General features: G+C 66.3%; 34 protein-coding genes and 1 tRNA gene. 12 read left to right on the forward strand and 23 right to left on the reverse strand.

Annotation, left to right across the window (positions count from 1 at the left end; all coding sequences use genetic code 11):
• Positions 1-15: 15 nt before the first annotated feature.
• The 17 genes from EDF69_RS13195 to EDF69_RS13275 form a co-directional block, all read right to left on the reverse strand.
• On the reverse strand, positions 16-357 hold the full coding sequence (locus EDF69_RS13195; protein ID WP_132882247.1) for a phage head closure protein: 342 nt from the start codon (positions 355-357) through the stop codon (positions 16-18).
• Entirely contained in the window at positions 354-629 is a 276-nt protein-coding gene (locus EDF69_RS13200; RefSeq protein WP_132882246.1) for a head-tail connector protein, read from the reverse strand. The genes EDF69_RS13195 and EDF69_RS13200 overlap by 4 nt, the downstream gene beginning before the upstream one ends.
• Positions 629-1,099 carry a hypothetical protein gene (locus EDF69_RS13205; RefSeq protein ID WP_132882245.1) on the reverse strand — a complete coding sequence of 157 codons (471 nt, stop codon included), beginning with the start codon at positions 1,097-1,099 and terminating at the stop codon, positions 629-631. Before EDF69_RS13205 ends, EDF69_RS13200 begins: the two co-directional genes overlap by 1 nt.
• Positions 1,100-1,158: 59 nt before the next feature.
• Positions 1,159-2,412, reverse strand: coding sequence for a phage major capsid protein (locus EDF69_RS13210; RefSeq protein WP_132882244.1), 1,254 nt, complete (start codon positions 2,410-2,412; stop codon positions 1,159-1,161).
• Between the two features lie 81 nt (positions 2,413-2,493).
• Positions 2,494-3,210 (reverse strand): head maturation protease, ClpP-related, encoded by a 717-nt coding sequence (locus tag EDF69_RS13215; RefSeq protein WP_132882243.1) that lies wholly within the window; start codon positions 3,208-3,210, stop codon positions 2,494-2,496.
• On the reverse strand, positions 3,200-4,570 hold the full coding sequence (locus EDF69_RS13220; RefSeq protein ID WP_239555479.1) for a phage portal protein: 1,371 nt from the start codon (positions 4,568-4,570) through the stop codon (positions 3,200-3,202). Before EDF69_RS13220 ends, EDF69_RS13215 begins: the two co-directional genes overlap by 11 nt.
• Positions 4,570-6,393, reverse strand: a complete 1,824-nt coding sequence (locus EDF69_RS13225) for a terminase large subunit (RefSeq protein WP_132882242.1) — start codon at positions 6,391-6,393, stop codon at positions 4,570-4,572. Before EDF69_RS13225 ends, EDF69_RS13220 begins: the two co-directional genes overlap by 1 nt.
• A complete protein-coding gene (locus tag EDF69_RS13230) occupies positions 6,368-6,829 on the reverse strand; it encodes a P27 family phage terminase small subunit (RefSeq protein ID WP_132882241.1) in 462 nt (153 codons plus the stop codon). Before EDF69_RS13230 ends, EDF69_RS13225 begins: the two co-directional genes overlap by 26 nt.
• Positions 6,798-7,256, reverse strand: a complete 459-nt coding sequence (locus tag EDF69_RS13235) for an HNH endonuclease (protein ID WP_339538486.1) — start codon at positions 7,254-7,256, stop codon at positions 6,798-6,800. Before EDF69_RS13235 ends, EDF69_RS13230 begins: the two co-directional genes overlap by 32 nt.
• Complete coding sequence (locus EDF69_RS13240; protein WP_132882240.1) at positions 7,253-7,888, reverse strand: DUF3164 family protein; 636 nt, start codon at positions 7,886-7,888, stop codon at positions 7,253-7,255. The genes EDF69_RS13235 and EDF69_RS13240 overlap by 4 nt, the downstream gene beginning before the upstream one ends.
• Positions 7,885-8,061: a hypothetical protein gene (locus tag EDF69_RS13245; protein WP_165889966.1), complete on the reverse strand. Its 177-nt coding sequence runs from the start codon at positions 8,059-8,061 to the stop codon at positions 7,885-7,887. Before EDF69_RS13245 ends, EDF69_RS13240 begins: the two co-directional genes overlap by 4 nt.
• Entirely contained in the window at positions 8,061-8,309 is a 249-nt protein-coding gene (locus EDF69_RS13250) for a hypothetical protein (protein WP_132882239.1), read from the reverse strand. The genes EDF69_RS13245 and EDF69_RS13250 overlap by 1 nt, the downstream gene beginning before the upstream one ends.
• Positions 8,310-8,311: 2 nt before the next feature.
• A complete protein-coding gene (locus EDF69_RS13255; protein ID WP_132882238.1) occupies positions 8,312-8,518 on the reverse strand; it encodes a hypothetical protein in 207 nt (68 codons plus the stop codon).
• Between the two features lie 144 nt (positions 8,519-8,662).
• Positions 8,663-9,286 carry a hypothetical protein gene (locus EDF69_RS13260; protein ID WP_132882237.1) on the reverse strand — a complete coding sequence of 208 codons (624 nt, stop codon included), beginning with the start codon at positions 9,284-9,286 and terminating at the stop codon, positions 8,663-8,665.
• On the reverse strand, positions 9,246-9,650 hold the full coding sequence (locus EDF69_RS13265; protein ID WP_132882236.1) for a hypothetical protein: 405 nt from the start codon (positions 9,648-9,650) through the stop codon (positions 9,246-9,248). Before EDF69_RS13265 ends, EDF69_RS13260 begins: the two co-directional genes overlap by 41 nt.
• Before the next feature lie 96 nt (positions 9,651-9,746).
• Positions 9,747-10,004 (reverse strand): hypothetical protein, encoded by a 258-nt coding sequence (locus EDF69_RS13270; protein ID WP_132882235.1) that lies wholly within the window; start codon positions 10,002-10,004, stop codon positions 9,747-9,749.
• A 49-nt stretch (positions 10,005-10,053) separates the two neighbouring features.
• Positions 10,054-10,326, reverse strand: a complete 273-nt coding sequence (locus tag EDF69_RS13275; protein ID WP_132882234.1) for a hypothetical protein — start codon at positions 10,324-10,326, stop codon at positions 10,054-10,056.
• A 1,272-nt stretch (positions 10,327-11,598) separates the two neighbouring features.
• Here EDF69_RS13275 and EDF69_RS13280 point away from each other — a divergent pair.
• Together EDF69_RS13280 and EDF69_RS13285 are read left to right on the forward strand one after the other, a co-directional pair.
• Positions 11,599-12,522, forward strand: coding sequence for an HTH domain-containing protein (locus EDF69_RS13280; protein ID WP_132882233.1), 924 nt, complete (start codon positions 11,599-11,601; stop codon positions 12,520-12,522).
• A gap of 294 nt (positions 12,523-12,816) precedes the next feature.
• Positions 12,817-14,034 carry a hypothetical protein gene (locus EDF69_RS13285; protein ID WP_165889964.1) on the forward strand — a complete coding sequence of 406 codons (1,218 nt, stop codon included), beginning with the start codon at positions 12,817-12,819 and terminating at the stop codon, positions 14,032-14,034.
• A 116-nt stretch (positions 14,035-14,150) separates the two neighbouring features.
• Here the strand turns inward: EDF69_RS13285 and EDF69_RS13290 are convergent, their stop codons facing one another.
• Positions 14,151-14,453, reverse strand: coding sequence for a hypothetical protein (locus tag EDF69_RS13290; protein ID WP_132882231.1), 303 nt, complete (start codon positions 14,451-14,453; stop codon positions 14,151-14,153).
• Between the two features lie 127 nt (positions 14,454-14,580).
• Entirely contained in the window at positions 14,581-15,114 is a 534-nt protein-coding gene (locus EDF69_RS13295) for a thermonuclease family protein (RefSeq protein ID WP_239555481.1), read from the reverse strand.
• A 96-nt stretch (positions 15,115-15,210) separates the two neighbouring features.
• Between EDF69_RS13295 and EDF69_RS13300 the strand changes: the two genes are divergently transcribed.
• Positions 15,211-15,441: a YozE family protein gene (locus EDF69_RS13300; RefSeq protein ID WP_132882230.1), complete on the forward strand. Its 231-nt coding sequence runs from the start codon at positions 15,211-15,213 to the stop codon at positions 15,439-15,441.
• Between the two features lie 78 nt (positions 15,442-15,519).
• Here the strand turns inward: EDF69_RS13300 and EDF69_RS13305 are convergent, their stop codons facing one another.
• Together EDF69_RS13305 and EDF69_RS13310 are read right to left on the reverse strand one after the other, a co-directional pair.
• Positions 15,520-16,107, reverse strand: a complete 588-nt coding sequence (locus EDF69_RS13305; RefSeq protein ID WP_132882229.1) for a hypothetical protein — start codon at positions 16,105-16,107, stop codon at positions 15,520-15,522.
• A 5-nt stretch (positions 16,108-16,112) separates the two neighbouring features.
• Positions 16,113-16,442 carry a helix-turn-helix domain-containing protein gene (locus EDF69_RS13310; protein ID WP_132882228.1) on the reverse strand — a complete coding sequence of 110 codons (330 nt, stop codon included), beginning with the start codon at positions 16,440-16,442 and terminating at the stop codon, positions 16,113-16,115.
• A gap of 86 nt (positions 16,443-16,528) precedes the next feature.
• Between EDF69_RS13310 and EDF69_RS13315 the strand changes: the two genes are divergently transcribed.
• Positions 16,529-16,816 (forward strand): DNA-binding protein, encoded by a 288-nt coding sequence (locus EDF69_RS13315; RefSeq protein WP_239555483.1) that lies wholly within the window; start codon positions 16,529-16,531, stop codon positions 16,814-16,816.
• Positions 16,817-16,864: 48 nt separating this feature from the next.
• Here EDF69_RS13315 and EDF69_RS13320 read toward each other — a convergent pair whose 3' ends face one another.
• A complete protein-coding gene (locus tag EDF69_RS13320; RefSeq protein ID WP_132882227.1) occupies positions 16,865-17,233 on the reverse strand; it encodes a hypothetical protein in 369 nt (122 codons plus the stop codon).
• 360 nt (positions 17,234-17,593) lie between these two features.
• Here EDF69_RS13320 and EDF69_RS13325 point away from each other — a divergent pair, with 360 nt between their 5' ends.
• The 8 genes from EDF69_RS13325 (at position 17,594) to EDF69_RS13360 (ending at position 23,490) form a co-directional block, all read left to right on the forward strand.
• Positions 17,594-18,064 (forward strand): hypothetical protein, encoded by a 471-nt coding sequence (locus tag EDF69_RS13325; protein WP_132882226.1) that lies wholly within the window; start codon positions 17,594-17,596, stop codon positions 18,062-18,064.
• 96 nt (positions 18,065-18,160) lie between these two features.
• Entirely contained in the window at positions 18,161-18,427 is a 267-nt protein-coding gene (locus EDF69_RS13330) for a helix-turn-helix domain-containing protein (RefSeq protein ID WP_132882225.1), read from the forward strand.
• The gene (locus tag EDF69_RS13335) at positions 18,424-18,609 is read left to right on the forward strand and encodes a hypothetical protein (protein ID WP_132882224.1); all 186 of its coding nucleotides are present in this window, start codon (positions 18,424-18,426) and stop codon (positions 18,607-18,609) included. Before EDF69_RS13330 ends, EDF69_RS13335 begins: the two co-directional genes overlap by 4 nt.
• Positions 18,610-18,825, forward strand: coding sequence for a hypothetical protein (locus EDF69_RS13340; RefSeq protein ID WP_132882223.1), 216 nt, complete (start codon positions 18,610-18,612; stop codon positions 18,823-18,825).
• Positions 18,826-19,017: 192 nt separating this feature from the next.
• Positions 19,018-20,112 carry a tyrosine-type recombinase/integrase gene (locus EDF69_RS13345; RefSeq protein WP_165889962.1) on the forward strand — a complete coding sequence of 365 codons (1,095 nt, stop codon included), beginning with the start codon at positions 19,018-19,020 and terminating at the stop codon, positions 20,110-20,112.
• A 156-nt stretch (positions 20,113-20,268) separates the two neighbouring features.
• Positions 20,269-20,820 (forward strand): sugar O-acetyltransferase, encoded by a 552-nt coding sequence (locus EDF69_RS13350; protein WP_339538490.1) that lies wholly within the window; start codon positions 20,269-20,271, stop codon positions 20,818-20,820.
• A 124-nt stretch (positions 20,821-20,944) separates the two neighbouring features.
• Positions 20,945-21,811 (forward strand): diacylglycerol/lipid kinase family protein, encoded by an 867-nt coding sequence (locus EDF69_RS13355; protein WP_132882221.1) that lies wholly within the window; start codon positions 20,945-20,947, stop codon positions 21,809-21,811.
• Positions 21,812-21,816: 5 nt separating this feature from the next.
• Positions 21,817-23,490: a sulfatase-like hydrolase/transferase gene (locus tag EDF69_RS13360; RefSeq protein WP_132882220.1), complete on the forward strand. Its 1,674-nt coding sequence runs from the start codon at positions 21,817-21,819 to the stop codon at positions 23,488-23,490.
• 37 nt (positions 23,491-23,527) lie between these two features.
• On the opposite strand, the gene EDF69_RS13365 is transcribed toward EDF69_RS13360, so the two are convergent.
• Positions 23,528-23,612, reverse strand: a tRNA-Leu gene (locus EDF69_RS13365).
• Between the last annotated feature and the right edge of the window lie 94 nt (positions 23,613-23,706).

Genomic DNA, 23,706 nt, shown 5'->3' on the forward strand with positions numbered 1-23,706 from the left:
ATCTACGGCCCGCCATCAGCTGGCCTTCAGCGCCGCCGCCGTGGTCGCCAGGATCACCAGCTGCTCGCGGGTGCCGTGCGGATCCGCGGCCGAGGTGATGTTCAGCTCGAGGGCGCCGTGACGCACCTGGTCGTCGGTGCGGATGCCTTCGCGGTAGCGGATCACGATGCGGTAGCTCGAGACCCCCTGCAGGACGTGCTCTGCCAAGCCCTCTTTGCCGTCGAGGCTGGCCACCTCGGCACGCGGCGTGGCGATCGTCGCCCACTCGTCCGTGTAGCCGCCCTTGCCGTCCTTCTGCCGCGAGCGCCGGCGGATCTCGATGCGGTGCCGGAGCCGCCCGGCAGCCAGGCTGCTCATGCAGTCAACGGCAGATGCGGCCGGAGCGCCAGCATGGCTGAGCGTTCCACCTCAGCGGAGATCGCGCCTGCTTCGCGGTTCCGGTAGAACTCGGCGACCAGCAGCAGGATCAGCATGCGCAGATCCGCCGGCGCGCCAGCGGCCAGCGGCGTGCCGGTCCGCTTCTCGATCCAGGCGACCGCCGCGTCGTGGTAAAGTTCGAGCAGCGCGTCGTCGACGTCTTCGGCGCGGCACTGGTCGCGCAGCAACGCGACGTCGACGACAGCGCCCATTATGCGCGCGCCGCCGCGATCGCGGCCGGGTGGGTGTCGCCCCAGCGGGCATCTTCAGCCGCCCGCGCCTCGCCGGCGGGCAGTACGATGACGGCGTTGCAGGCATGGCCGCCGTGGTCGACCAGGACGCGCATCTCCACCAGCTCGTCGGGATCGAAGCTGGCGTGCTCCAGCGAAAGCACCTGCGACAGACCCGACGTGGCCTGCTGGGCGCTCGTTGCTGCCCACTGGCTCGACGTCATAGCCGACGCCGCCAGCGCGGCCGCGCTGGCGGCGCTACTGGCAGCAATCGTCGCGGTGTGCGCCGCCAAGCTGGTCGAAGCGGCTGCCGCCTCTGCAGAGGCTGCCGCGGAGTCGGCCACATGCGCCGCCGCGGTCGCGGGTTGCGCGGCCGGGGCAGCGTCGGACGTCGCCGGCGCAGCAGCGGTGGCAGGGGTCGGCATGCGCCGGCCCGATTGATTCTGGCTCATGAGGCCCTCTCGATCGTGGGGGACGAAGCAAGCGGGCGGCCGAAGCCGCCCGCGCCAGCTCAGGCGTTCGGGCCGTGCTGGTAGTGCTTCACCGGTGCGCCGGCGGACATCAGGTCGCCGTCATGACGCGACCAGGCGAGGAAGCCGACCTGGCCCTTGCGGGTGAAGGTGCTGTCGTCGAACCGGAACAGCGTCACCTGCATGGTGTCGCGGATCAGGTACTCCTTGAGGTTGCCGAACAGGATCGACTTCGCGTTCGGCGCCGCCACCGGCATGTGCTGGTTGATGCGGTAGCGGTAGCCGAGGAGCACGTCCGGCTCCTTGGTCGACACGCCCGGCACCCACAGCGGCCGGCCCTCGCTGTCCTTGAGCTTCTTCAGCTCGCGGAGCGTGGTGTCGTGAAACATGAACGCGGTGCCCGGCATCGAGCGGTAGGCCGGATCGACCGAGTGCTCCAGGTCGACCAGCGAGTCGTGGTCGACGGGAGCGCCGACGGCGCCGATCTTGCCGGCGGCCGAGGCGGTGACGATACCGCGCGGCTGATTGATGCCGGTGCCGGTGGTGAAATGCCGGTTGCTGATCCGGGCGATGCGCATGGCGGCGGCGCGGCGGATGAACGCCTCGATGTCCATCCCCGGCCCCTGATCCTGGATCAGTTCGAACGGGACGGTGAACACCTTGGAGCTGTACTTGTACGCCCCGATCTCGATCGAGCCGAACTCCAGCTCGTCATCGCTGGCGGGCTGGTTCTCGGCGACGATCTCGCCCTCGGCCGTGGTGTCGTCGATCGTCGGCCACGGGATCGGAGCGCCACCCGCCGTCTGGATGATCGTGGCGGCATCGCGCATGCCGCCGAACGCCGCCAGGGCCTCGAGCAAGCGGCCGCCCCATCCGGTCGGCACCAGATAGCCGCCGGCGCCGGCGTTGCTCTGCTGGCCCGACTGCTCGTTGCGCGCGATACCCGTGCGCAGCACCGTCATCTCCTCGTTGGAGAGGCCGCGCTCGCCGACCATCAGGAAGTTGCGGAACGCCGCGTTGTAGCGATCGGCACCCTCGCGCTGCTCCTGGGTCATGCCGGCGCGCGCGCGGTTGTCGATCTCGGTCTGCTGCTGCTCGAGCTGCTCGTTGCCGTCGATCTCGGCCTGCCGCTCGTAGCGCTCGATCTGCGCATCGATGCGGTCGATTTCGGCATACAGGCCGTCGACCTGGTTCTCGATCTCCTTGGTGAACTTGTCACCGGTGTTGGTGTCGAGAAGATTGCGGGCCTGGCGCGCCTTGTCGGCGCGCTGGTCCCGAAGCGCCTTGATGTTCATGGGGTCTGCTCCAAAAGAAAGCCCCGCGGAAGGCGGGGCTGGTCAGGCGCGCGGGGCCGGCGCCGTTGGGGGTGTCGGCCGTCAGGCGGCCGTGCGTTCGTAGAGGCCGAGCCGCGCCAGCATGCGCTGGCGGATGCCCTCGTCGGGCGCTTCCTCGATCAGCGCCTTGGGTGCGCGGGCATAGGCGGACAGGTTGAAGGCGCGCGCCTCGGCCGAGGCAGCGGCAGTCGTCTCCAGGATTGCGTCGGCAAAGCCGTTCTCGACGGCTTCGGCCGCCGTGAACCAGGTCTCTGCCTTCATCCAGGCGACCACCTCGTCGCTGGTCTTGCCGGTCCGGCCGACGTAGCCGTCCACCAGCACGCCATCGACCTTGCCGAGCAGATCGGCGGTGGTGCGCAGCTCGTCCTGATTGCCAAGCGCGAAGGTCCACGCCTGGTGGATCATGTAGAAGGCGCCGTCCGCGATCTCGATGCGGTCGCATGCGAGCGTCAGCGCGGTGGCGGCCGACGCGGCCAGGCCGTCCACCTTTGCGGTGAAAGTCGCGGCATGACCGCGGATCGCCGCCATCATCGCGCGCGCCTCGAACACGTCGCCGCCCGGGCTGTTGATCCGCAGCACGACGTTGGGCGCGGTGATGGCCGAGATTTCGCGCGAGAAGTCGGCGGCCGAGACGCCCCAATACTCGTCGATCGGGCCGTACACGTAGACGGTGGCGGTATCGCCAGCCACCTCCGAGCGGATGCCGGCCGGGCGCTCGGCGTTGGCCCGCAGCAGGTTCAGCAGCTGCCTATTCTTCATCGTCGTTCTCCGGATCGACCGCAGGCTCGTCCTCGGCCGGTGTCGGGCCATCGGCCGCAGGTTGCTGGGGCCCCGCCGACGCAGCGCTCGGGACGTAGACTTCGTCGCCGCCGGGCACGGGTGGCAGGTTCTTGAGGCGGCGGATCTCGTTGACGCTCATGAAGCCGGGCAGCTGGTTGCCGCCGAGCGCCACGCGGAAGAACTCGCCCTGCGACTTGCTGTCGCCCTGCATGAACGCGTCGACGTCGAACTCGCAGAAGAACTCGGACCGCTTGGCGCCGACGATCGGGAAGAGCTTGCGGTTCAGCTCCTTCTGGAACCGCACCAGGTGCGGCAGCAGCGTGTGGCGATGCAGGCTGTTGCGCTGCTGCTCGAGGCCCGTGCCCCAGCTCGTCGACTTCTCGGTCTCACCGATCATGAACGGCGGTACGCCGAAGATCCGCGCGACGTCGATCGAGGAATATTGCAGCAGTTCTAGCAACTGCGCGTCCCGCGCCGTGAGCTGCAGGCGCTTCCACTCACCGCCATTCGTCAGGATCAGCGGATTGTGCGCGTTGGCGACGCCCTGCCGCTTGTTGCGCAAATACTCTTTGAACGCGTCGGCCTGCTCGGGGGTAGTGCCGGTCGGGAACTGGAAATAGTCGTTCGTCAGCAGCCCGTCTTTGAACTGCCCGGCGGTGTACTGGCGGCCAGCAATCCCGATGCCGATCGTCTCGGCATGGTACGAGATCGGCGATAGCGCGCAGATCCCGTCCGCGTCCCGGCCGGGACCGCGGAAGTGGATCACGTAGCTGTCGTGATGCGTCTCCTGGCTGCCATCCCGGTTGGTGAAGCGGTACCAGATCGAGCCCTGCGACCGGAACGGCTGCACGTTCGTCGGCGGATACCAGTCGATCGACGTCAGGCGGCCGTTACGAGCCTGGCGCATCAGGCCGTAGCCGTTGCCGCGCAGGAGCACCGCCATGCTCGCAAGCTCGATCAGCTCCGGGCCCGACATTTCCCCGTTGGGCTGGTCGCGCAGCAGCGGCGCATACGGGTGATCGTCAGCGCGCTTGCGGCCGCCCTTCCCGTCGCGCTGGTAGACCACCAGCGGCAGCGTCATGTTGGCGCCGGCGATCAGCGTCACGCACCGCCAGACGGCCGACATGCGCATCGCCGTCTCGGCGTTGACGGTGACGCCGGCGGCCTGCTGGCTCCCGCCTCCGAACCACTCGATCACCGCGGCGTCGCCGGCGATCACCGGCGCGCTTTCGGTCGCTGCTTGAACCCCGCCCGAAGCGGCGTCGTCGAGCGGCGGGCCACCATTGTGGCCCATCTGGGCGCTCGTGCCGCCCAGCTCGTGTCCGAATGCGAGACGCATCAGGAATCGAGATCCAGGAACAGGGCGCCGCTGGCACCGCCCAATCCGTCCGCCTCGGCCGCGCCGGCGCCCATCGCGCTGGTGACGATGCCGTCGATGCGACCGCGCGAGCGCTTCTTGTCGAACGCGCGGTTCTTCTGCCCGTCGGTGACGATCGCAGCGTTGGCCGCACAGCTGTAGGTGACGGGAGAGTCGTCGATCACGATCGTCTCCTTCAAAATGCGGTCTTCGAACCGCTCGATCGAGCGAGGCATGCAGTGCTGCTTGTCCTCGAACATGACCTTGGTGCCCTGCGCATGCGGGACCATCTTCAGGCCGGTGCCCTGCGGCTCCTTCGGCCCTTTGTAGCGCCAGGCGGCGAAACCGATTTCCTCGCAGGCCGTCTCGAAATCGGCCATGTGAGCGGGGTCGAACACCAGCTCGACGACGTTGTGCTCGGCGCAGAGCGCGGCGACCTGGGCGGCGACGAAGCTCTTGTCGATCGTTGCCCCGTCGACCGCGACCAGGTGGCCTTCCTCGACCCATTCCTCGTAGGGCGCCTGGTCGCTTTTGGCCCGGTCGGCCAGACCGTCTTTGGTCGTCCAGTACCAGGTCTTCTGCCAGAACACGCCGGCGCCATCGACCCAGGTGGCAGTCAGCGCCGTAAGATCGTTCTTCTTCGACAGGTCCAGGCTGAGCCAGCACCGGCAGCCCTTCAGCGCCGCGATCGTCTCGTCGTCGACCGGCGCCAGGACCGCCGCCCATTTCTCTTCCGAGATCCAGAAGTCGGCCGCACCGGTCGGGATGCCGAAGTAGAGGCGCTTGACGCTGCTGGCAGTCGACAGCCGGGTCCGGGCGGTCTGAACCTCCTCACGGATATTTGCGATCGGGTACGTGATGCCCAGCGCCGGCAGCGCCTTCTGCCAGCACGCCTCGTTGTCGAAGACGGTCTCCCGGTCCTTCTTGTCGACCCGGGCGACGAACGCGAACTGCGTATCGTCGCGGATCTCGCCCCGCGCGATCTTCTGCGCCGTTTCCGAATAGGAGGTGCCGACCAGCTGCGCCGTCGCCGGCGTGTTGGTCCCCAGCACCATCATCGCGCTGCCGGCGACCTTGGTGATCGCCCGCCGCCAGATCTCGATCTGCGCGTCGCTCGTGAACTCGTGGATCTCGTCGGCCAGCACCATGCGCGGCCGCGGGCCTGACTGCGCTGCGCCGCCGGCGAGCGGCAGGAAGAACGACTTCGACGCCGGATGCCAGAGCTTCCAGACGTTGTCGTTCTCGCCGCTGGTGACGATGTGCCCCAGCCCTTCCAGGCTGTCGCCTTCGTCGTAGCCCGGCACCTGGGCGCGGCACATCGCCACCGCGTCCTTGAACAGCACGTTCGCGGTCTGCTTGTTCGCCGCGATCGAATAGACCTGCGACCGCTCGAACCCGCACCAGCCCATCGCGTAGAGACCGAGCCCTGCCATCAACGGCGACTTGGCCTGGCCCTTGCCGGTCTCGATCCATGCCGACCGGAAGCGCCAGCGCCCTTCCGCGTTGACCCAGCCCATCAGCGAGCCGGCGCAAAACACCTGGTAGGGCAGCAGGTGGAACGGCTTGCCCGCCGCCGGCCCGTCCGTGATCGTGAACAGCGACGGAAAGAAGTCCAGCACGCGCTGGGCCAGCTCCGGCCGCCAGAAGTACCCTCGCCGCGCTGCGTCCCGAATGTCGCGGAGGTGTCGTTCGCAGGCGTATCGGACCAGGTCGCCCACGACGAAGTCGCCGCGGACCGCCGCTTCCGCCCAGGCGGTCGTCGGGTCGGGCGACTTCCCCCTAGCCGGCCGGGCCAAGGAAGGCATCGGCGCCCGCAGAGCGGACCCGGCTCTTCACGACCTTGCCGACCTTGCCACGCCGCCCGGGCGACAGCCCCAGCTGCGCCTCGAGGCGCTCGGCGGTGTTCTCCGCCTCCCGCATCGCCTTGTAGTAGATCGACAGGCGGGCGATCGCCTTGGGGTTGTCGGCGTTCGGCTCGTCGACGATCCCGCCGCTGGCGACTGCCTGCGAGCACCGGTCGTAAACGATGTACGCCAGCACCAGGCGCTGCAGGGCGTGCCCGTTCGACGAAGAGAGGATCTCGCGCGACGTCATCTCGTCGACGATCCGCCGCCAGTGATTGGCCGCGACGACACGCTCGGCCGCTTCCGGCAGCAGGGTGTCCCAGGCAGGCTCCTTCACGACCGAGTTGTCGGCCGGCGGCGCCGGATCAGCGGCTTTGGTCTTCCGCTTCGTCACCATCACCACCCTCCCCGGAGCCCGAACTTTTTACTCTGGAAACGGTCTCGCTGCACACGGACCTCCCATGCGGTGTCCGGCCAACCGGCGCCCGACTTTGGCCCCCCCGGGGGGGGCGGCGCGCCCCGGCGCCGCGCCAGGGGTGCTCGGGGTTGGTCGGTCGCCCATCGCGGCCGACGCCGCGGGCACCGCGGGCGACCTGGTGCCCGAACTGCTCGGCCGTCACGACCTGGTGACACGGGTCGCACAGGTTGCGGGTGTTCTCGTCCTCGTCGCTGCCGCCCTTGGCGAGTGGCACGATGTGGTCGACCACCGTCGCGATCGTCGCGCGGTCGGCGGCCATGCAGCGCTCGCAGAGCCCGTTGGTGCGGGCCAGGCGACGAGCCCGTTGCTCCTGACCTGCGCGCCCGCGCAGGCGTTCCACGGTCACGCCGAGGCGAGATCCAGCGTCACGCCCTGCCATGCGGCATCCGGCGCGTCGCGCTCGTAGAAGCGGACATAGGTGCGCGAGCCGATCACGCGAATGGACTCGCGAACGGCGTCCATCGCGCGGTTCCAGCGCTCGTCCTCGATCTCGACGCGCAGCAGCATGAACAGGTCGGCACGGTTGACCTTGCCCTCCTGGTCCACCTGGAAGACGCGGCTCACCAGGGCGCGCAGCTCGACGCCGCTGCCGGCCGCCCATTTGGCCAGGCACTCGTCGATCAGCAGCTTGGCAGCCTGCAGCTCGGGGCCGAACTCGATCAGGTCGGCGACCTGCACCTGGATCTTCTGACAGCCATCGAAGCTGGTCAGCGTGATGTTGCCCTTTTTGCCGCCCAGCGTCGCGTTGTACTGCTGGGCGATCAGCTCCTGCAGGGCACCCACGCGCTCGAACGTCGCGCCCTTGAAGGCAGAGATCCGTTCCGACAGCGCCCGGGCGTCCTTCAGGACGCCGCGCACCATCTCGTCCATCAGCAGGTCGGCTGCCTTCACGGATGCCTGCGGCACCAGGTTGCCCTTGGCATCGCGCAGATAGGGCTCGCCGCCCACGTCGATCGCGGCAGGGTGGCGCTCGGTCATGCGGCAGCTCCTGCGGCCTGTGCCGGCGGGTTGGCGTCAACGACGTGGCGCACGCGATCGACGGGAAGGATGGCGAGGATCTCGCGGACCAGGCTCACCGGCATGCCCACCAGGGCGCTATCCGGGTGCCCGGCATTGACGATGCGCTGCAGGGCGTCGCGGGGGATACCCATCACCAGGTGCCTTTCGTACCGTCAGCGCTGACGTGTAGCGGGGAATGGACGGGCTTGGCGCCGCGGCCGCGGAACGGAGCGACGATGTCGCGGGCGATGCCCTGCGCCAGTTCTTCGAGATCGTTGACCGTGTCGGCCGACGGGCGCTCCTCCAACAGCCGCGCCCGCTGCGTCAGGTCGTCGAACCGCGGTGTGATGCGTTCGAGCTGATCGGCCAGGCTTGGGCGCGACTGAGGGGAAGCGACCACGGTCAGAAGCTCCCGAGACGGCCGAGCTGCGCCTTCCGGCGCAGGCGGCGTGCGAGCTTCGGACCACGCGTCTCCCGACGCAGCCGCTTTGCGAAGTAGCGGAGGATCGGCTGCTCGCGTGCCAGCCAGTCGATCGTCTTGCGGCGATAGCCGCTGAGCTTGCGCGCGGTGGCGTTGAACTCGTCGATATGGGCAGTGGTCACGGTCACATGGATGCTCCCCGATACTGCAGCGCCCGCGCACCCCAGGGGAGAGGGCGGCGGGCGCTGGATGCAGCTGTGGCGGGGTCGTTTGTGCCGGTTACGTGACCGATTTGCGCCGTTCCCTTGTGGGAAGTTCCCCAAAGGGAACCCCTAGCAGCGGCGCCAGCTATCCAGCGCGTTGACCAAGATCGCACGTGCGCGCCGGTCGGACACACGCCAGCGCCGGGCCGCCTTCGTCAGCCCCACGTCGTCGACGATGATCGCCAGCAGCATCTGCCCGTGCGGCGCGATCGCCGCGCGCCAGGCGGTATAAGCGCGGTCGGCAATGACTGTGCGCAGCAGCTCGGTCGACGCCGCGTCCGGACCGCCACCGGTGCCGCGGGGCTCGAGCTTCGCCGTGCGCACCGCGACGTCGGCAACGACGAGGTGGAACGCCTCACGGATCGCCTGTGCGGCCGCGAGCTGGTGCGCGTCGATAGCACCGGTCCTGAGCAGGCGGGCGAGCGAGCCCTCGCGCCTCAGCTCGGCCGCTACATGCTCGAGCGTTTGCGGAGTGGCGTTCGCCTTGTGCGACCAGCGCTCGCGCAACTCCACCGCCTCGTCGACGCCAGGAGCCAGGGCGATCTTCGCCGGCGCCTTCCCCTTCTTACGACGGTTGGCGCCAGGCCTCGGTCGCGGCGCGCCAAGCACCAGGTGCTCGACACGCTGGCGCTCTCGCTCGGCGGGCGTGAATTCAGGCTGCGCGGCTCTCGCGCTCGTCAATTTCGGCAGCATGCGGATCCTCGTCGGCTACGTCGGGGATATGCTCGATGATAGCGACCAGCGGCAGATTACCTTGTGGTAACGGCAGCGGCTGCTTCAGATTAAGCCAGTCCTCATTCACGATCGCGCCGCCGGCGCGCAGCTTGTTCAAAACATGCTGCTCCAGCAGGCCCGGGACGATGATCGCCCGTTGTGCCCCCGGTGTCCGAAACACGCGCTTTTCGACTGTGAGGATCTTTACCAGCGCCTTCGCGCGGGTGTCGCTGACGCCCAGCGCCGCCGCGATCTCACCCATTGCAGGGCTGAAGCCCATCTCCAGGATGTAGTCGCAGATGAACGCGTACGCCTGCAGCTTACGGCTAAGTTGCGCAGGCATGGTCTCGCAATGAACTCCCATGACTTCCCCCAAGCCCCCCCCCGGGGAGAACATAGGGGGAATGACTTAAATCTGCCAATCAAACGGGCGCCCCGCTCATGGCGGCGGGAGGTGCGGCGCCAAGTGCGGCGACGCCATCTCCAGGCGCGCGCCGCGATGGTTGCAGCGCTCACACCGAAACCAGGAGCCGGCAATCGTCAGATCGGCGTTCCAACGCCGCTCCATGAAGAGGCGGACAAGCGGTGCCGCCCGCATGATCGTCTCATGCCGGCAGCGGTAGTGGCCGCAGCGCACCCGCACGTGCGCGCCATGGCGCTGGAAGTCCCAGAGGCTCTTGACGACAACCCGTCCCATCGACGGGCCTACAGCGGCCAAAATCCAACAATGCAACGGCGCCGCAGCACTAAAGCAGCATGGCGACGATCATAGCTGCAGTGCCGATCAGTGAGAGGCGGGTGAAGCGCTTGTCGAGCGTCGCTTTCGTGACGCCGGGGCCCTTGGACCAGTACGTCTGAACGTACGGCGTTCCGTCCCGCTTCTTGCGCGCTCGCTGCTGAAAGTCAGCCCAAGGGCGCCGCGTTTCGTACGTAGCCCCGCGTATACTCATCACCACGCAAGCGCCGACCCACACAAATCCGCCGAGGAGCAGCGCAACAGCAAGAGACTCGCGATCCATCGGCGCCTGCACCCCTCTACTTACCTGCGACCACGGCGGAGATGCTGTCCGCCTTGCTCCAGCAGACACCGCTGAAAAGCTAGGTTCATGAGCCGCTGCCGTCGATTGATGCCTCTGCGGTACCCCTAGGCCCTACTCTGGGGCAGCTGGTGCAGAGAAGCGCGCATGGTGGTTCTCCGAGCAAGGAAAGCGCTCTCTACCGCCCGGAGAGTTGAACCGGGGAAGTCTTCACTGAACCCGCGCGAAGCTGATTCAATGCCGACGTTGCCTGTTTCTGAAGCGAGCAAGGGCGAGCTCCTCGCCCCAGCGCAGCAGTTCGCCAGGGCGGCGGCGGACATGGCCGCTTCATACCGTGGACGCCGCCACCTCCGCCCTCCGCGTCTCCCTAAGCGCATCGATGATCGTCCGATTGGCAGTCGCTCCTGCGAGCCCTGCTGCCACGTCCGTGTATCCCTCACCACGCAGCCGCTGTCGCACGTGATTGACCGATATGCAGCCGCCTGAACGAGCCAATTCGATCGCCCGATCGAGGACCGGAACGGTTTTCACCGATGGTTGGTCGACAAGGGATTGTTCGGGAGTGGGTTCGTGTGCGGCCTCACCGATGCCGGAAGAAAGGTGTTCGGAGAGCGTCTCGGGCTAGGAGTTTGCCGGAACACGCCTCGCGCAAAACATCCGCGCCAGAAATGTTCATCATCACAACACGGGTGCCTCCTTCCGGAAGCGGTTCAATCACGCTGATCGCTACATCATGCTTGGCGCACAACTGCTCGACCCGCGCCTTTGACAAGTTCAAGTTCAGAGCCCGGGAAGGAGTCTGTGCCGCTGCGCCCGAGTGTGCTGTGTTCATGGTTATGCCTTTGCTGCTTGCGGAGCGGCCGGCGTCCGGAAGAAGGGCAACCAAGCCGGCGCTTGTCGCAAGCAACGAGCGCAGCGATAGCGGCGAACCTGTTGCCGCAACTATATGGGTAGGCGACTGGTAAGCCGTGAGTCCCCGCGGAAGGTAAATTTTCGGCGCGCCGGTGTGCCCGATGAACCGACTGCGTCCGGCTCATTAGGGCGGAGAGACCCTCCGCCGTGCTTTTGAAGATGTGGCTGAAAAACAGCGTTCGAGAGAGGATCGGGGGCAGGCAGTACCCCGGCGATACCCCTCCTCCCGCGCCTTAGCCCAGTTGCGAGGCGACGCGTAACTACGAAACCGTCGACCTTGTTCAAGGCTGCCCCGGATGGTACCCACCTCTCCAGCTCAGCCGGAAGTGACGCACCTTACAAATGGACTCTTATCTAGCCCTAGCTGAGCAGGTGTTAACCGCACAAAAGCGTGCTCTTTCTGCGTTAGAGATCCTGCGAATCGCCTATCGAGAGGGGATCGCGCCGGAGCACATCCACGGTCGCACCCAGCACAAAACGCTTCAGGCCCGGCTGAGCGAGGACATCCTCCGCTACCGGGACGGCAGCAAGTTCTATCGGCCAGCACCCGGAAAGTTCTTCCTTCACGCCCTGAGGGACGATCCGGTCGTCCCGGTGAGCGACCGCACCCCGATCGTTGCGCGACGGCGAAAGCGGGATTTACCGCGGCATCATGCGCTCGCGTTTCGAAAGCGGTTGATAAAGAAGGAGGCCAAGTCTGGCCAAGTCGCGATGGAGTCGTTCGCGAAGCTGATTGAGCACGGCTGCTATCACTATGCTGCTAACAGCAAGCAGAGGGCTTCGGAGGACGTCCTCGTTTGGTCCTTTGTCGTGGTGGTCAAAGCCGGACATGTTCTGTCCTACCGAGCCGGGCCTTATCGCGAGCAGCGCGACAGCTTCATGAGCAAACGAGTGATCGGCTTCTACTCGCCGGTAATCGAAGCCGACATGACGCTGTTTGACCAAGCTGATCACGGCGTGGTGTGGAGCGGAATGAAGGCGCTTGCGAGCGATCTTGACCTCTACGACAACCTGGCTTGGCAGGCGCTTAACGCGAACAGCAAGCTGCAGGCTGTCGTTTACCCTGAGAACGACGGGGAGGCAGACAACCTGCTCGCAGTCGTTGGCTTTTACTGTCCAGAGTGGCTCGAACCCACTTCGACCCGACTTGCGATAAATGATCTTCAATGGATCGATCTCAGAACGCCTATTAACCACTTAGACGACTTTGACCCTTGGTCCCAGACCCTGTTACCTGTAGCTCAACGTCTAGCACTCGAGGCATAGTTTAGGGGGCAAATGAGGGGGCGGCAGGTCGGTGGGGGACGTCGGCGCGCTAAGGGCATCCTGCGGCCAGAGGAACAGCGATTCCTCCAAGTCACCATCCAGAACGGAACGGACGCCAACAAGAAGCAAGCTTTGCAGCGTCTTTGCTCGCTCGCTCGGCAGGGATTGAGATCCTCGTCCCCAGCCCACATGAAAGCCGTGGTTCTCTACGCCCTGGGGTCCGGCGACTCCAAGGTTCGACGGTGGGCCTTCAATGCCTTGGCGCTCATTGGCGATCGACGCGATATACCCGTCATGGAGACCTACTGGCGGCAAAGCTTCAACGATCCAGATGTCTTCGAAGCCGGTCTGAGCGCTTTTGCGCAGATCCTTGATAAGCCGACCCTCTTGGAGGTGTTGAGTGCGAGCGGGGTCGCGATCTCACCCCGCGTGATCATGGCCCTGGCTCAACATCAAGGTGCGTTTGATGAAGAGTTATCTGGACTGCAGTTGAACCTCGAAAAAGCTGATGCTGGCGATCTCCGATCGGCCACTCTGCTGATTGGACTGCAACGAGCTCCGTCGACCCTCTTCTCCGATCGCCACCCAGTCAGCTCCGTTATAGGAGACCTCAATACTCATGAGGATCGGGTGGTTGCGCAGTACTCTTTTTGGGCAACAGCTGAGCACCCTGCCCTTGATTTGAGAAGCGTCAGCGTTCCACCGACTGTCTTCAGCCAGTTGGTGCCCAATGTGCAGGCTTGGGCCTACCGAGTTCTCACTAAAACCTCCCAAACTGCGGAAAAGCACAACGACCTGATTGTCGAAGGATCCGAAAGCGAGCACGCGAGCGTCCGTGAAGGAGTCGCAATTGGACTTCGTGACATCTTCTTTGACTCGCTGGACGCCATCGTGATCGACTGGTCCCTCAGTGAAGACGATATCGTCATCCGCGAAAAGTTGTGGGAACATATGGCTGCCAATGCGCAGCATAGTGCCGGCTATAGAGAGGAGGTGGAGCGAGCCTATCGATCGTCGGCCATCAACTCAAATCTGCGAGTCCGATTAGAGGCAGCGTGTAAAGACAAAGGGCTTTCCCTGACCTTCAAGAAGATCGCGCTTCAGACCGGAGATCCAGACCTGTTCACGCAATTAGCCGGAGGAACCGTGACTAACAACAACCAAACCTTCAATGCCGCTGTTCAGGCAGGCGCCCTCTCCAATGCCGGCCCGGGAAACACGGGCACCGTCAATATCGGTCAGCAGCAGCAGTCTGTGGCTGCGGTTGAGGCGGACCTAAAGGAGCTTCTTTCTCACCTACAGCGACAGCCTGCTTCGAATGAAAAAGAAAAGGTCATGGCTGCGGTCGAGGACGCTGCAAAAGCGCCAACCAAGAGCAAGGTTGGAAAGGTGGTCGATTGGCTAAAGTCCGCCAAAGAAGGCATGACCTCGATCACGGACATCTCGGACAAGGCGGGCTCCTTCTACTCCAGGATCGCACCTGCCCTGGAGTATCTGCCGGACATGCTGTGATGCACACTTAGGCGTCAGACTGAGGCCGCTGGTCATCGCGACGGACAGGCCCTCCGCCGCGATGTCGCCACAGGCGGCGAAGTACCGGGCCCGGCGGGGCAAAGCCTGACCACCTGCTACGCCCCTTTTCCCCTGCCCTTGCGCATCGTTCCGAGCCCGATGCTCTTGGCGATCGCACGTCGAGCGGCAGAGTGGTTCGGCGCCAAGTCCTCGACCGCGACTGCCGGCATCGGTCCTGCCACGGGTCCCATCTTTTGGCCAGGAGACCTCTCGCCGCTGTGGACGGCCGCTACGCCCTGATGGATATGCTGCAGGAGGCTCGGCAGGTCTTCGGCGGCGATCTGGTGACTGGGGTTCTTGAGCCAGGCAACAGCGATCTTCGTCACATGGCCTAAAGAACCAAGCGCGTGTTCGTCCATGAACGCTCCTACGCTGCGAGACTCACCTCGTCGGTAATGGCCATGACGAAAGCTTCCTGTCGAGAGGCCAAGTCCAGCCAACCGGCAGCCTGCCCCAAATCAGCACGATCGACAGCCTGCGCCCTTCCTATGCCGCCGGCGGCCGTCCGCAGAGCCGCCCGTCCACGTCGTACCGCTCCCACCGCGCCGCATAGCCGCCCTCGACCATCGCACAGTTGAGCTGGACGCCGTCGGGCCGCCAGCACCAGGCGGTTACCCGGTCATAGCTCGTCCCGTTCTGCTCGCATCGTAGCGTCTGGCCCAGCGCCAGCCGCTCGAGCGCGCGCTTCGCCTCGCCGGCCGAGGCGGTGGGGCACGGGTGTCCTGGTCGGCAGCTGCCGTCCATCTCGCGCGCGGCGATGGCCGACAGGCGGATCTTCGGCCCTTCGGCGCAGTGGATCGGGCCGTCGCCGTCATAAACGCTGGTCACGTGGCATGTGAGCAGCCCGGCGGATGCCGACTTGCTGCCGCCGGCCTCGTGCGTAGGCGCCGTGCCGGCGATCTCTTCCAGCTCGGGCAGGCGCTCCTTCAGCTCCGGCCAGAAGAAGCTGGCCGCGGCGACGATCGCGACCAGGAGCACGGCAGGCGACGAGGACCGGCGGCGCCGGCGACGGCGCGTCATCGGGTGTGCAACTCGGGCGGCATGGGAACTCCATTGAGGAACAGAATGGGAACGTGATAAACGCCGCAGCCGAGAGTCGGCAAGTGGAGGCACTTCATGCAGATGGATCGATATGGCGAACCGCGCCCAGCCTTCGCGGCCTGGCTGCTGCTCCAGCGGGATCGAGAGGACGGCGTCGGCCGCCTGGCACAGGCTGCGCGATCAGACCGCAGCTTCCCGCGCGAGGGAGATGCGGACGCCGTCCGCGCGCACCTCAACCGCATGCAAGCCGACGGCGAGAGCTTTGAGGCGGTGGACGATGCAGAAATGGATTGGCTCAGCTATTAAGGCAAAAGACTCGCTCGCTAAGTCAGGCTGCGAACCGTTGTGAGTACAGGACTGAACAGGTTTGCACGCCGAACGGCGTTAGGCTTTCAGTTCTCGAATGACCATCTGAGTGAAGTCGTTGGAGATCGGCTCCAATGAAGAGAAATGAAGCCTCATCTTTATACGATGCGTTTCCGACGGCAGATGCACAAAGAAGGTTTCGTAGGCCTTATCTAGTGGCCTGTGATGATTCCAAGCGCCACCCGGCGTGCCGACTGAATGCACCTTGACACTCAGCGGAACCTTTCGTGCAAGAGCTTGAGCCCGCAATTCAGGATCAAAGACAGGTCCGTCCCAAGGCTTTTCCTTGTTTTCTCGATAACCGGCGGAGGAATGTACAACCTGTGCATTTTTTGGCGACACTGCCTCGATGGCAGTCATGTGCCAGTGCAGTTTTGAGCCATTCTCAATTTTGAGGGCGACCGATACCCAACCCTCGGTATCACGCTCTGAAACTTCTACTTTGAGTTGAGGTCGATCAGCGACCATCCTAGCCCGACGTTCTGATCCTGCTAAGTAGAGAGCCGTTATAGCCGCTCCGATCGAGCCGAGCCCCGAGACCCAATCCGCGACGGAGCCCCAGTTTGCGTGGCTAAGCATCTGCGAAAGATCGGCTACTCCGCTCATCGGGCCTACGGAGCCGCGTGTGCGTCATTGACCATCCTGCGGACGATGAACAGGAGAGCGTCGCGGGCGGGTTGATCGAGGCGGGTGGCAAGGTCGAGGAGCTCGGCCGCCCAGCCCTCCACGGCGAGTTCCTGGCGGACGCCGGTGAGGATGTAGGTTGCATCGACGCCGTGATCGGCCAGCCGCTGCAGGTAATCGGTATTCGGGGCCGTCTTGCCCGTTTCATACTCGGTCTGGCTATTGCGGCTGACGCCAGCAAGCTTGGCGAAATCGGCCTGATTACGCCCAGATCGCACACGCTCCTCGCGCAGACGAGCGCCTAGGACAGGCGACATTTCACGTCATCCTGTGCAAGACGATTGACTCTGCACATCATTCCAGACACAAGTGCCCCGACAGTATCTATTTAAGGGCATGACAGATGCCGCACGATTCGCAATCGCCGGAAAGCAGCGGCAGCGCCGCGCCTGCGCACGCTCGTCGCGCGGCCGTTCACGCCACCATGCGCAGCCGCGGGCAGACGATCGCGAGCTGGGCGGACGAGCACGGCTACTCCCGGCGCACCGTCTATCACGTGCTCTCGGGCCGGCTGCAGGGCCACTTCGGCATCAGCCACAACATCGCCGTCCGCCTCGGCCTCAAAGCCGGCGAGGTCGATCCCGCCGCCGAACCTGCGGCTCTCGCGCAGGACCAAGGTGGACGGGTATGAGCGGCGACCGGCTTTCACCCGAGCAACTGCGCCGCGTGCACGCGCTGATCATTGGTCCGGCGCATCGTCTGGCGCTTGAGGCGGTCGTCCGCCACGCAACAGATCCGCGATCCTTTTCCCGTATTCGGTTGGCGTATATGGGACGGGTCGGCCCGACTCCTCGAGTTCGCCGATGATGGCCTCCCACAACGAAGCCAATGGCTCGATGAGCAGCTGCTGCATCCTCGCGGCGCTGCGACCCTCTGTCTCGAAGGCGATCTCTTCCAACTCGGAGGTGAGCAGGTACTCGACCGCCCTCGCCTCCTCGACCGGCTCCTTTTCTTTTCCGAGCACGTACACCCAGAGCATCGCCAGCATGCGCTCCTGGAGGATGAGGCTCGCGTTGACGCGCTCCTCCAGCGAGAAGTCGTGTGCCAAGGCCTTCGTCCTTCGTGGTTGTAGTCGCAGACACCACGATAGTCGGAAGGGGTCGGGCGTCCAGCCCGGCCCCGGAAGGCGTTTGCCCTCGGCCGTTCCTGGGCGTCGCGGCCGCTTAACCGCAGCCGCGAACGCCGAACGGGGTCTGGCCTTCTCCCTTGGCTCGGCCTCCGAAGGCGCGACTGTGTTCCCCTTCCCCTCAACGCCTTTCCCTTTCGGCCGCTGGCAGACCGGCCGGAACCCGCGCGGTGCATCCTCCCCACCGACGTCGCGCGGGGGACGTACTCGTCTGCCGTCCTGTCGTACCTGGGCCGGTGCCGATCGTATGCCACGATCGGCGCCGGTTTCCGGGGCGCAGCTGTGACCAAAGTCCGCCCTCCGCTGTCGATCGAGGACGCGCTCCGCGGCCTGATCAAGACCATCGGCGTCGATCGCGCACGCAAGGCGACGGGGCGGTCGAAGAGTTACCTGGAGCAGTTGACCAACCCGGACCTGCGCTACCGGCTGACGGTGGACGACGCGATCAAGCTCGACCTGGAGCATGCGTCCGTCTCCAACGGCGTGATGCCGATCCTCGAGAGCTACGGCGTGCTGGTAGAGGCCAAGCGGGCGGAACGCTGCGAGGATGCGGCCGAACTGATGCGGCGCATCGTCGACTCCGTGAAGGAGGGCGGCGAGGCCCACGCCGCGCTGATCGCCGCGTCCATGCCCGGCGCCAGCAAGACCGAGAAGGACAAGGCGATCCGCGAGTGGGCCGAAGCCTGCACCGCGCTCGATCGCTGCGGGCCGCTGATCCGCAACCTCTTCGGGGGAACTGCCGAGCCGCCCTGATCCGTCCGGCCCTACGCCTTCCGCAATCCAACCACGACCGCTGCCGCTCGCGAAGGATGCTTCGCGAGGCGGTGAACTGCTGCCCGGAGACTTCGCGTGCCCCTCACCCCCGGCGCCTATCTGAAGCGACAACGCCTCGCGGCCGGCCTGACGATCGCCGACGTGGCGGCGCGCCTCGCGACCGAGCCGCGCTGGGCTGAGCACGCCCGTGCGGAGTGGCTGGAGCTGATTGAGGCGGACGCAACCCCGCTGCTGTTCGGCACCGTTGTGGCGCTGGGCACCGTCTTTTCGATCGACGTTGTCGAGCTGGTGCGCCTCGTGCCGCCGGAGATCCCCGGTGCGCCGGCGGCGGTGAACGCATGACCTACCGCCGCCCCAGCGCGCCGGCCGTCCGCCGCATCGTCACCGTTGCCGCGGTTGGGAACGGCGCCGGCCTCTTCCTGGCGATCGACGGACACCCCGAGCTGGCGATCGTCGCCGTCTCGCTCGCCACCGCCGCCGCGCTGACCATCCTTCGCTACCTCGTTCGCCCGGAGGGCCGCTGAATGTCCCGTTCCGTTAGAACCACGCCTGCCATCCACCCGATCGACTGCGACTGCTCGTCGTGCGAGCCGGGTGGCCCTGCCCTGTCCGCGATCGAGGAGTCCGGCAATCACATCGTCCGGGCGACCGTTGTCGGCTTTGTGCTCGGCTGGGTGATCACCTTCTTCCTGGACCTGGCGCTCGACGGCCCCGGCATGTTCGTGGGCTTCGGCTTGTGAGCGCGGCCCAATGACCCGCGACCAGAGTCCCGAGCGAGTCGGGATCGCGCAGGCCGTCTTGATCACCGGTATGTCGCGCCGCACGCTCCAATGCCTCGCGCCATCGATTCCCGGCGCGTCCAAGCCGGCAGGCCGATGGCTGTTCGCCGTGGCCGAGCTTCGCGCTTGGGTCACCCGCACCACGAGGTCCGCATGCCCAAGAAAGCCTGCCCCAAGAACACCTATCTCCGCGACGGCATCTATTGGGCGCGGTTCAAGGTGGGGGGCGTCGAGTACCGACAGAGCCTACGAACGCGTTCTGAACGGGTCGCGTTGAAGCGGCTTGCCGTCCTTCGCGAGCAGGTGGAGGACCAGGCGGTCTATGGGATCGCCGGTCCCGTGGGCTGGCCGGATGCCGTGGTCAGCTGGAGCGAGCGCGCGTCCGGCAGCCTGGGCGAGCGCAGCTACAGCCGGTATCTGTGCAGCCTGCGCCAGGTCCGCGCGCACCTCGACAGCCTCTCGGTCCAGGAGGTCACCGCCGAGGTGCTGAAGGAGCTGATCAAGACGCGCCGGCGCGCGGGCGTGAAGAACGCCACGATCCGCCGCGACCTCACCGCGATCTCCAGCGTCCTCGACAATGCGGCCGACGAAGGCTGGATCTCCGACAATCCGGTCGCGGGGCTGAACCGTCGGCGTATCGTGCCGGAGAAGACGGTGCGCATCGTTCTGCCGCAGGATGCGTCGGTCGCCCTGGTGTTCGAACGGCTGCCGGACCGCATCCGCGACCTGTGCGAGTTCACCCGCGAGACGGGTCTGCGCCTGGACGAGGCGACCAGCCTCCGCCACGCGGCGATCGACCGCCTGGAGCGAACGATCACCGTCGAGAAGGGCAAGGGCGACAAGGTCCGCGTGGTCCCGCTGACCGCCGCGGCCGAGGCCATCGCCGACCGCCAGCCGCGCTACATCGGCAAGCCGTGGGTGTTCTGGCAGGGCAAGGGAGAGCGCATCGTCGGCGTCTCTTCGCGGCTGGGCGGCTTCATGCGCCGGGTGGCACAGAAAGCGGCACGGGAGGGCACGGAGTTTCACCCCTTCAGCCACCACGATTTCCGGCACCTCTTTGCGGTGGAATACCTCCGCAGCGGCCGGGGCTCGATCTACGATCTGCAGGGTGAGCTGGGGCACGGCACCATCACGGTGACCGAGCGCTATCTCGCCTTCCTCACGCCCGACCAGGTGAAGGCGGCAAAATCCCTGGTGGCACAGCGCGGGGCACAAACACCACGGTCGGAGGCCGCCTCGACCGCATGAACGCTAGCTTTTCTGCCGAATTCCTGTTTATCCCGGCGCCAACTCGCCGAGACTTTGTAAACCGAAGGTCGCGGGTTCGATTCCTGCAACCGGCACCAGCCCTCCAACAGGGCATCAGCCATCTTACCGGCGGCCGGTCCGCGGAGGCGCTTCCCAGTGACAGGATCTTCCGAGAAGCAGAAGATGCTCGCCGGCGAGCCCTATCGTGCGAGCGATCCCGAGATCGTTGCCGACCAGGAAGCCGCCGCCGAGTGGATGCAGCGGTTCAACGCCGCGACTGGAACGGCGGAGCGCGAGGCATTGCTGCGCGCACGTCTGGGCTCGGTGGGTCTGGGCGCCACGATCCGCCCGCCCTTTCATTGCGACTATGGCACCAACATCCATCTCGGCGCAGGCGTCTTCCTGAACTTCAACTGCGTCATCCTGGATGTGGTGGAGGTTCGCATCGGCGACGGCACCCAGATCGGTCCTGGCGTGCAGATCCTGACGGCCGATCATCCCCGCGATCCGGCCGAGCGCGCCGCCGGCCTGGAGTGGGGCCGTCCGATCGTGATCGGTGCCAATGTGTGGATCGGCGGCGGCGCCATCCTCTTGCCCGGCATCACCATCGGCGATGATGCCCTGATCGGTGCCGGCAGCGTCGTCACCCGCGACATCCCCAGCGGAGCAGTCGCCGCCGGCAACCCGGCGCGGGTTCGCGCACGCTGAGGATCGTCCCACTTAGGAGCAGTGCGAGGCCCCGCCCGCTCGCGCATCGCTTGATCGCGCGCCCGCGACCTCTAGGGTCTGCCCCAGTTGCCGCTGCGGCAGGCTTGCTCAGGGACGCAACCAGTTGAACGAAGGCGGCCACCGCATCCAGATCGTGGTGAACCCGTCGGCAGGCCGGGTGCGCGGATCGACGCTGGCGAGGATCCGCACTGGCTTCGAGCGGGCTGGCGCGCAAGTGGTGCTCACCGAATGTGGGCCGGGGCGGCCGGTCACCATCGCGGGGGATGTCAGCCACGTCTGCGTGGTGGGCGGGGACGGCACCATCCGGCACGTCGCCGCCGCAATGTTGGCGGCCGAACGCGACCTTCCGCTCAGCATCTATCCGGCAGGAACCGTCAATCTGGCGCATCGGGAGCTACGCTCCCCGCTCGATCCGGATCGCTACGCCGCCTATGCGCTCGAGAGCCGGGAGCGGCCGCGGCACCATGCCCTGCGCGTGGGCCCGGCGCTGTGCCTCTCCTGCGCCAGCGTTGGACCGGACAGCCAGGCGGTCGCAGCCGTGTCGCCGCGGCTGAAGCGGCGGATCGGCCGCCTCGCTTATGGGGTCGCCTTCTTCCGGGTGCTCCTGAACTGGCCGCGCAAGCCGATCCGGCTCGCCTGGAAGGGCGGCGAACTGACGTGCGAGGCCGTCTATGTGGCCAAGGGCCGTTTCTTCGCCGGTCCGTGGAGCTTTGCGCCGGAAGCGGATCGCACCCGGCCCATCATGCACGTGGTCGCGCTGCGGACGGCCAGGCGCCGCGACGTCGTCCGCTTCGCATGGGCGCTGCTGCGCGGGCGCTGCCCCTCGGATGCCGCCAACCTCGTCGCGTTTTCGTGCACCGACCTGCTGGCGGAGGCCGACGAGCCGCTGCCGGTACAGGTCGACGGCGATGCAGAGGCCGTCCTGCCTGTGCGCATGACGATCGAACCCATCTCCTTTTCCGTCTGCTGAGCGCCATGCGAACGACTGCCAAGCTGCTCCTGATCCTGATCTATCTGCTCACAGGCGCAGGCGGCATCGCCGAGCGGCTCCAGTCGCTGGGCCTCTCGCCGGGATTGCCGATCTACCTTGGGCTCTTCGGGCTGCTGGCATTGGCGCTCGTTGCCGCCGCCTTCACCCGGCCTTGGGCACTGCGCTGGGCGCTGGCCACGCTCCTCTGTGCTGCCGCCTTCTTCCTCGACTCATACGAGGCGATCACGCGCGAGCCGATGAGCTACGACGCGTTCATCAACATGTGGAACTCGGCCGCGTCCGCACCGGAGGCGATCGATCAGCACGCCGGGGCGATGGCGGGGACGTTCGCGCGATCGTTGCTGTTGTTCGCGGGTCTCGTCCTGCCGCCGCAGGGCAGTCTGCGCCTGGGCAGGCTTGCTCCTGTCGCTCCCTTGGCTGGGGTCCTGCTGCTCGCCGGCATTCTCTTCGTGCGCGGCGGCGAAGGCGGAACGGGGCTCCCGGGTCCCTTCACCCCGCTCGCCTACTCCAGCCTCTTCCTCTACGAGCGCCTCGCGGAGGGTGCGCCACATCGGAAGCCGGTGACGCTTCGCACGGTGCGGCCGCCCAGCGGCGACATTGTGCTGATCGTCGACGAAAGCGTCGCGGGCAACTACCTCGACCTGAACTCCCCGAGCGGGGCACGCAGCGGCCTCCTGCAGCCGCCGCCGGGCGTTGCGGTGCACGATTTCGGCCTGGCCGCATCGATCACCAACTGCAGCGTCGGCAGCAACGTGACGCTGCGCCACGGCGGCACCCGCGAAGACTATCGCCGGATCAACGCCACCATGCCCTCGATCTTCGACTATGCGAAGGCTGCCGGCCTCCGCACCGTCTACCTGGATGCGCAGGGCACGGGCGGCAGGCTCCAGAACCTGATGGACGCGCAGGAACGGCAGCAGATCGACCGCTTCGTCCAGTTCGATCGCGCGCCCGTGCGCGACCGGGACATGGCGGTGGCGGACAGGCTTGCCGCATCGCTGCGCAACGGCACACCGGAGTTCGTGCTGGTCAACAAGGTGGGGGCGCACTTCCCGGTCCACGACAAATATCCCGACGCCTACATGCGCCATCGCCCAGCCCTGGCCCGCGGACGCTATGTCGGGATCAGCGACACCGGCGATCGCACCGGCTTCGGCGGCACGGCTGCCGAATGGGTCCGCTACCGCAATGCCTATCGCAATACGCTCGACTGGAACGTCGGCGCCTTCTTCGACCGGCTGCTCGACGGCACCGACCTGTCGCGGGCGACGCTGATCTACACGTCCGATCACGGGCAGGACCTGCACGAGACCGGCAGCCCGGGCAGCAACACCCATTGCAGCGGCGATCCGGTGCCACAGGAAGGGCTCGTCCCGCTGGTGGTGATCGATGCCGGAGGCCCGGCGGGGCTTTCCTGGACCAGGGCGGCAGCGGCAAACCGCAACCGGATGAGCCACTATCGGATCTTCCCGACCTTGCTGGGGCTGATGGGCTATCCGGAACCGGCCGTTCGCCGCCTCTATGGGGAAGCGCTGACGGCGCCGACCACAGACCCCTTCACCTTCAACACCCGGTTCAACGCCCGCCTGGGGCTGGAGCCACGGTGGGAGAAGATCGATCTCGCCAAGATCGCGCCAGCGCCGCGTGACACGGAGTAGGCGCGAACACGCCCGGCGGTAGATAACTCTGGAAAGCTGGTGCGGGTGGTCGGACTCGAACCGACACTCCTTGCGGAACCGGATTTTGAGTCCGGCGCGTCTACCAATTTCACCACACCCGCACGGTGCGCGCCGTCCCCCGGACGGCTGGTGGCGGGGCTATACGGCAGGGCATCCGCAAACGCCAGAGTCTGCGACTGCCCTGCGGCCGATCAG

It is taken from the genome of Sphingomonas sp. JUb134 (assembly GCF_004341505.2).
In the GTDB taxonomy this organism is placed as follows: Bacteria; Pseudomonadota; Alphaproteobacteria; order Sphingomonadales; family Sphingomonadaceae; genus Sphingomonas.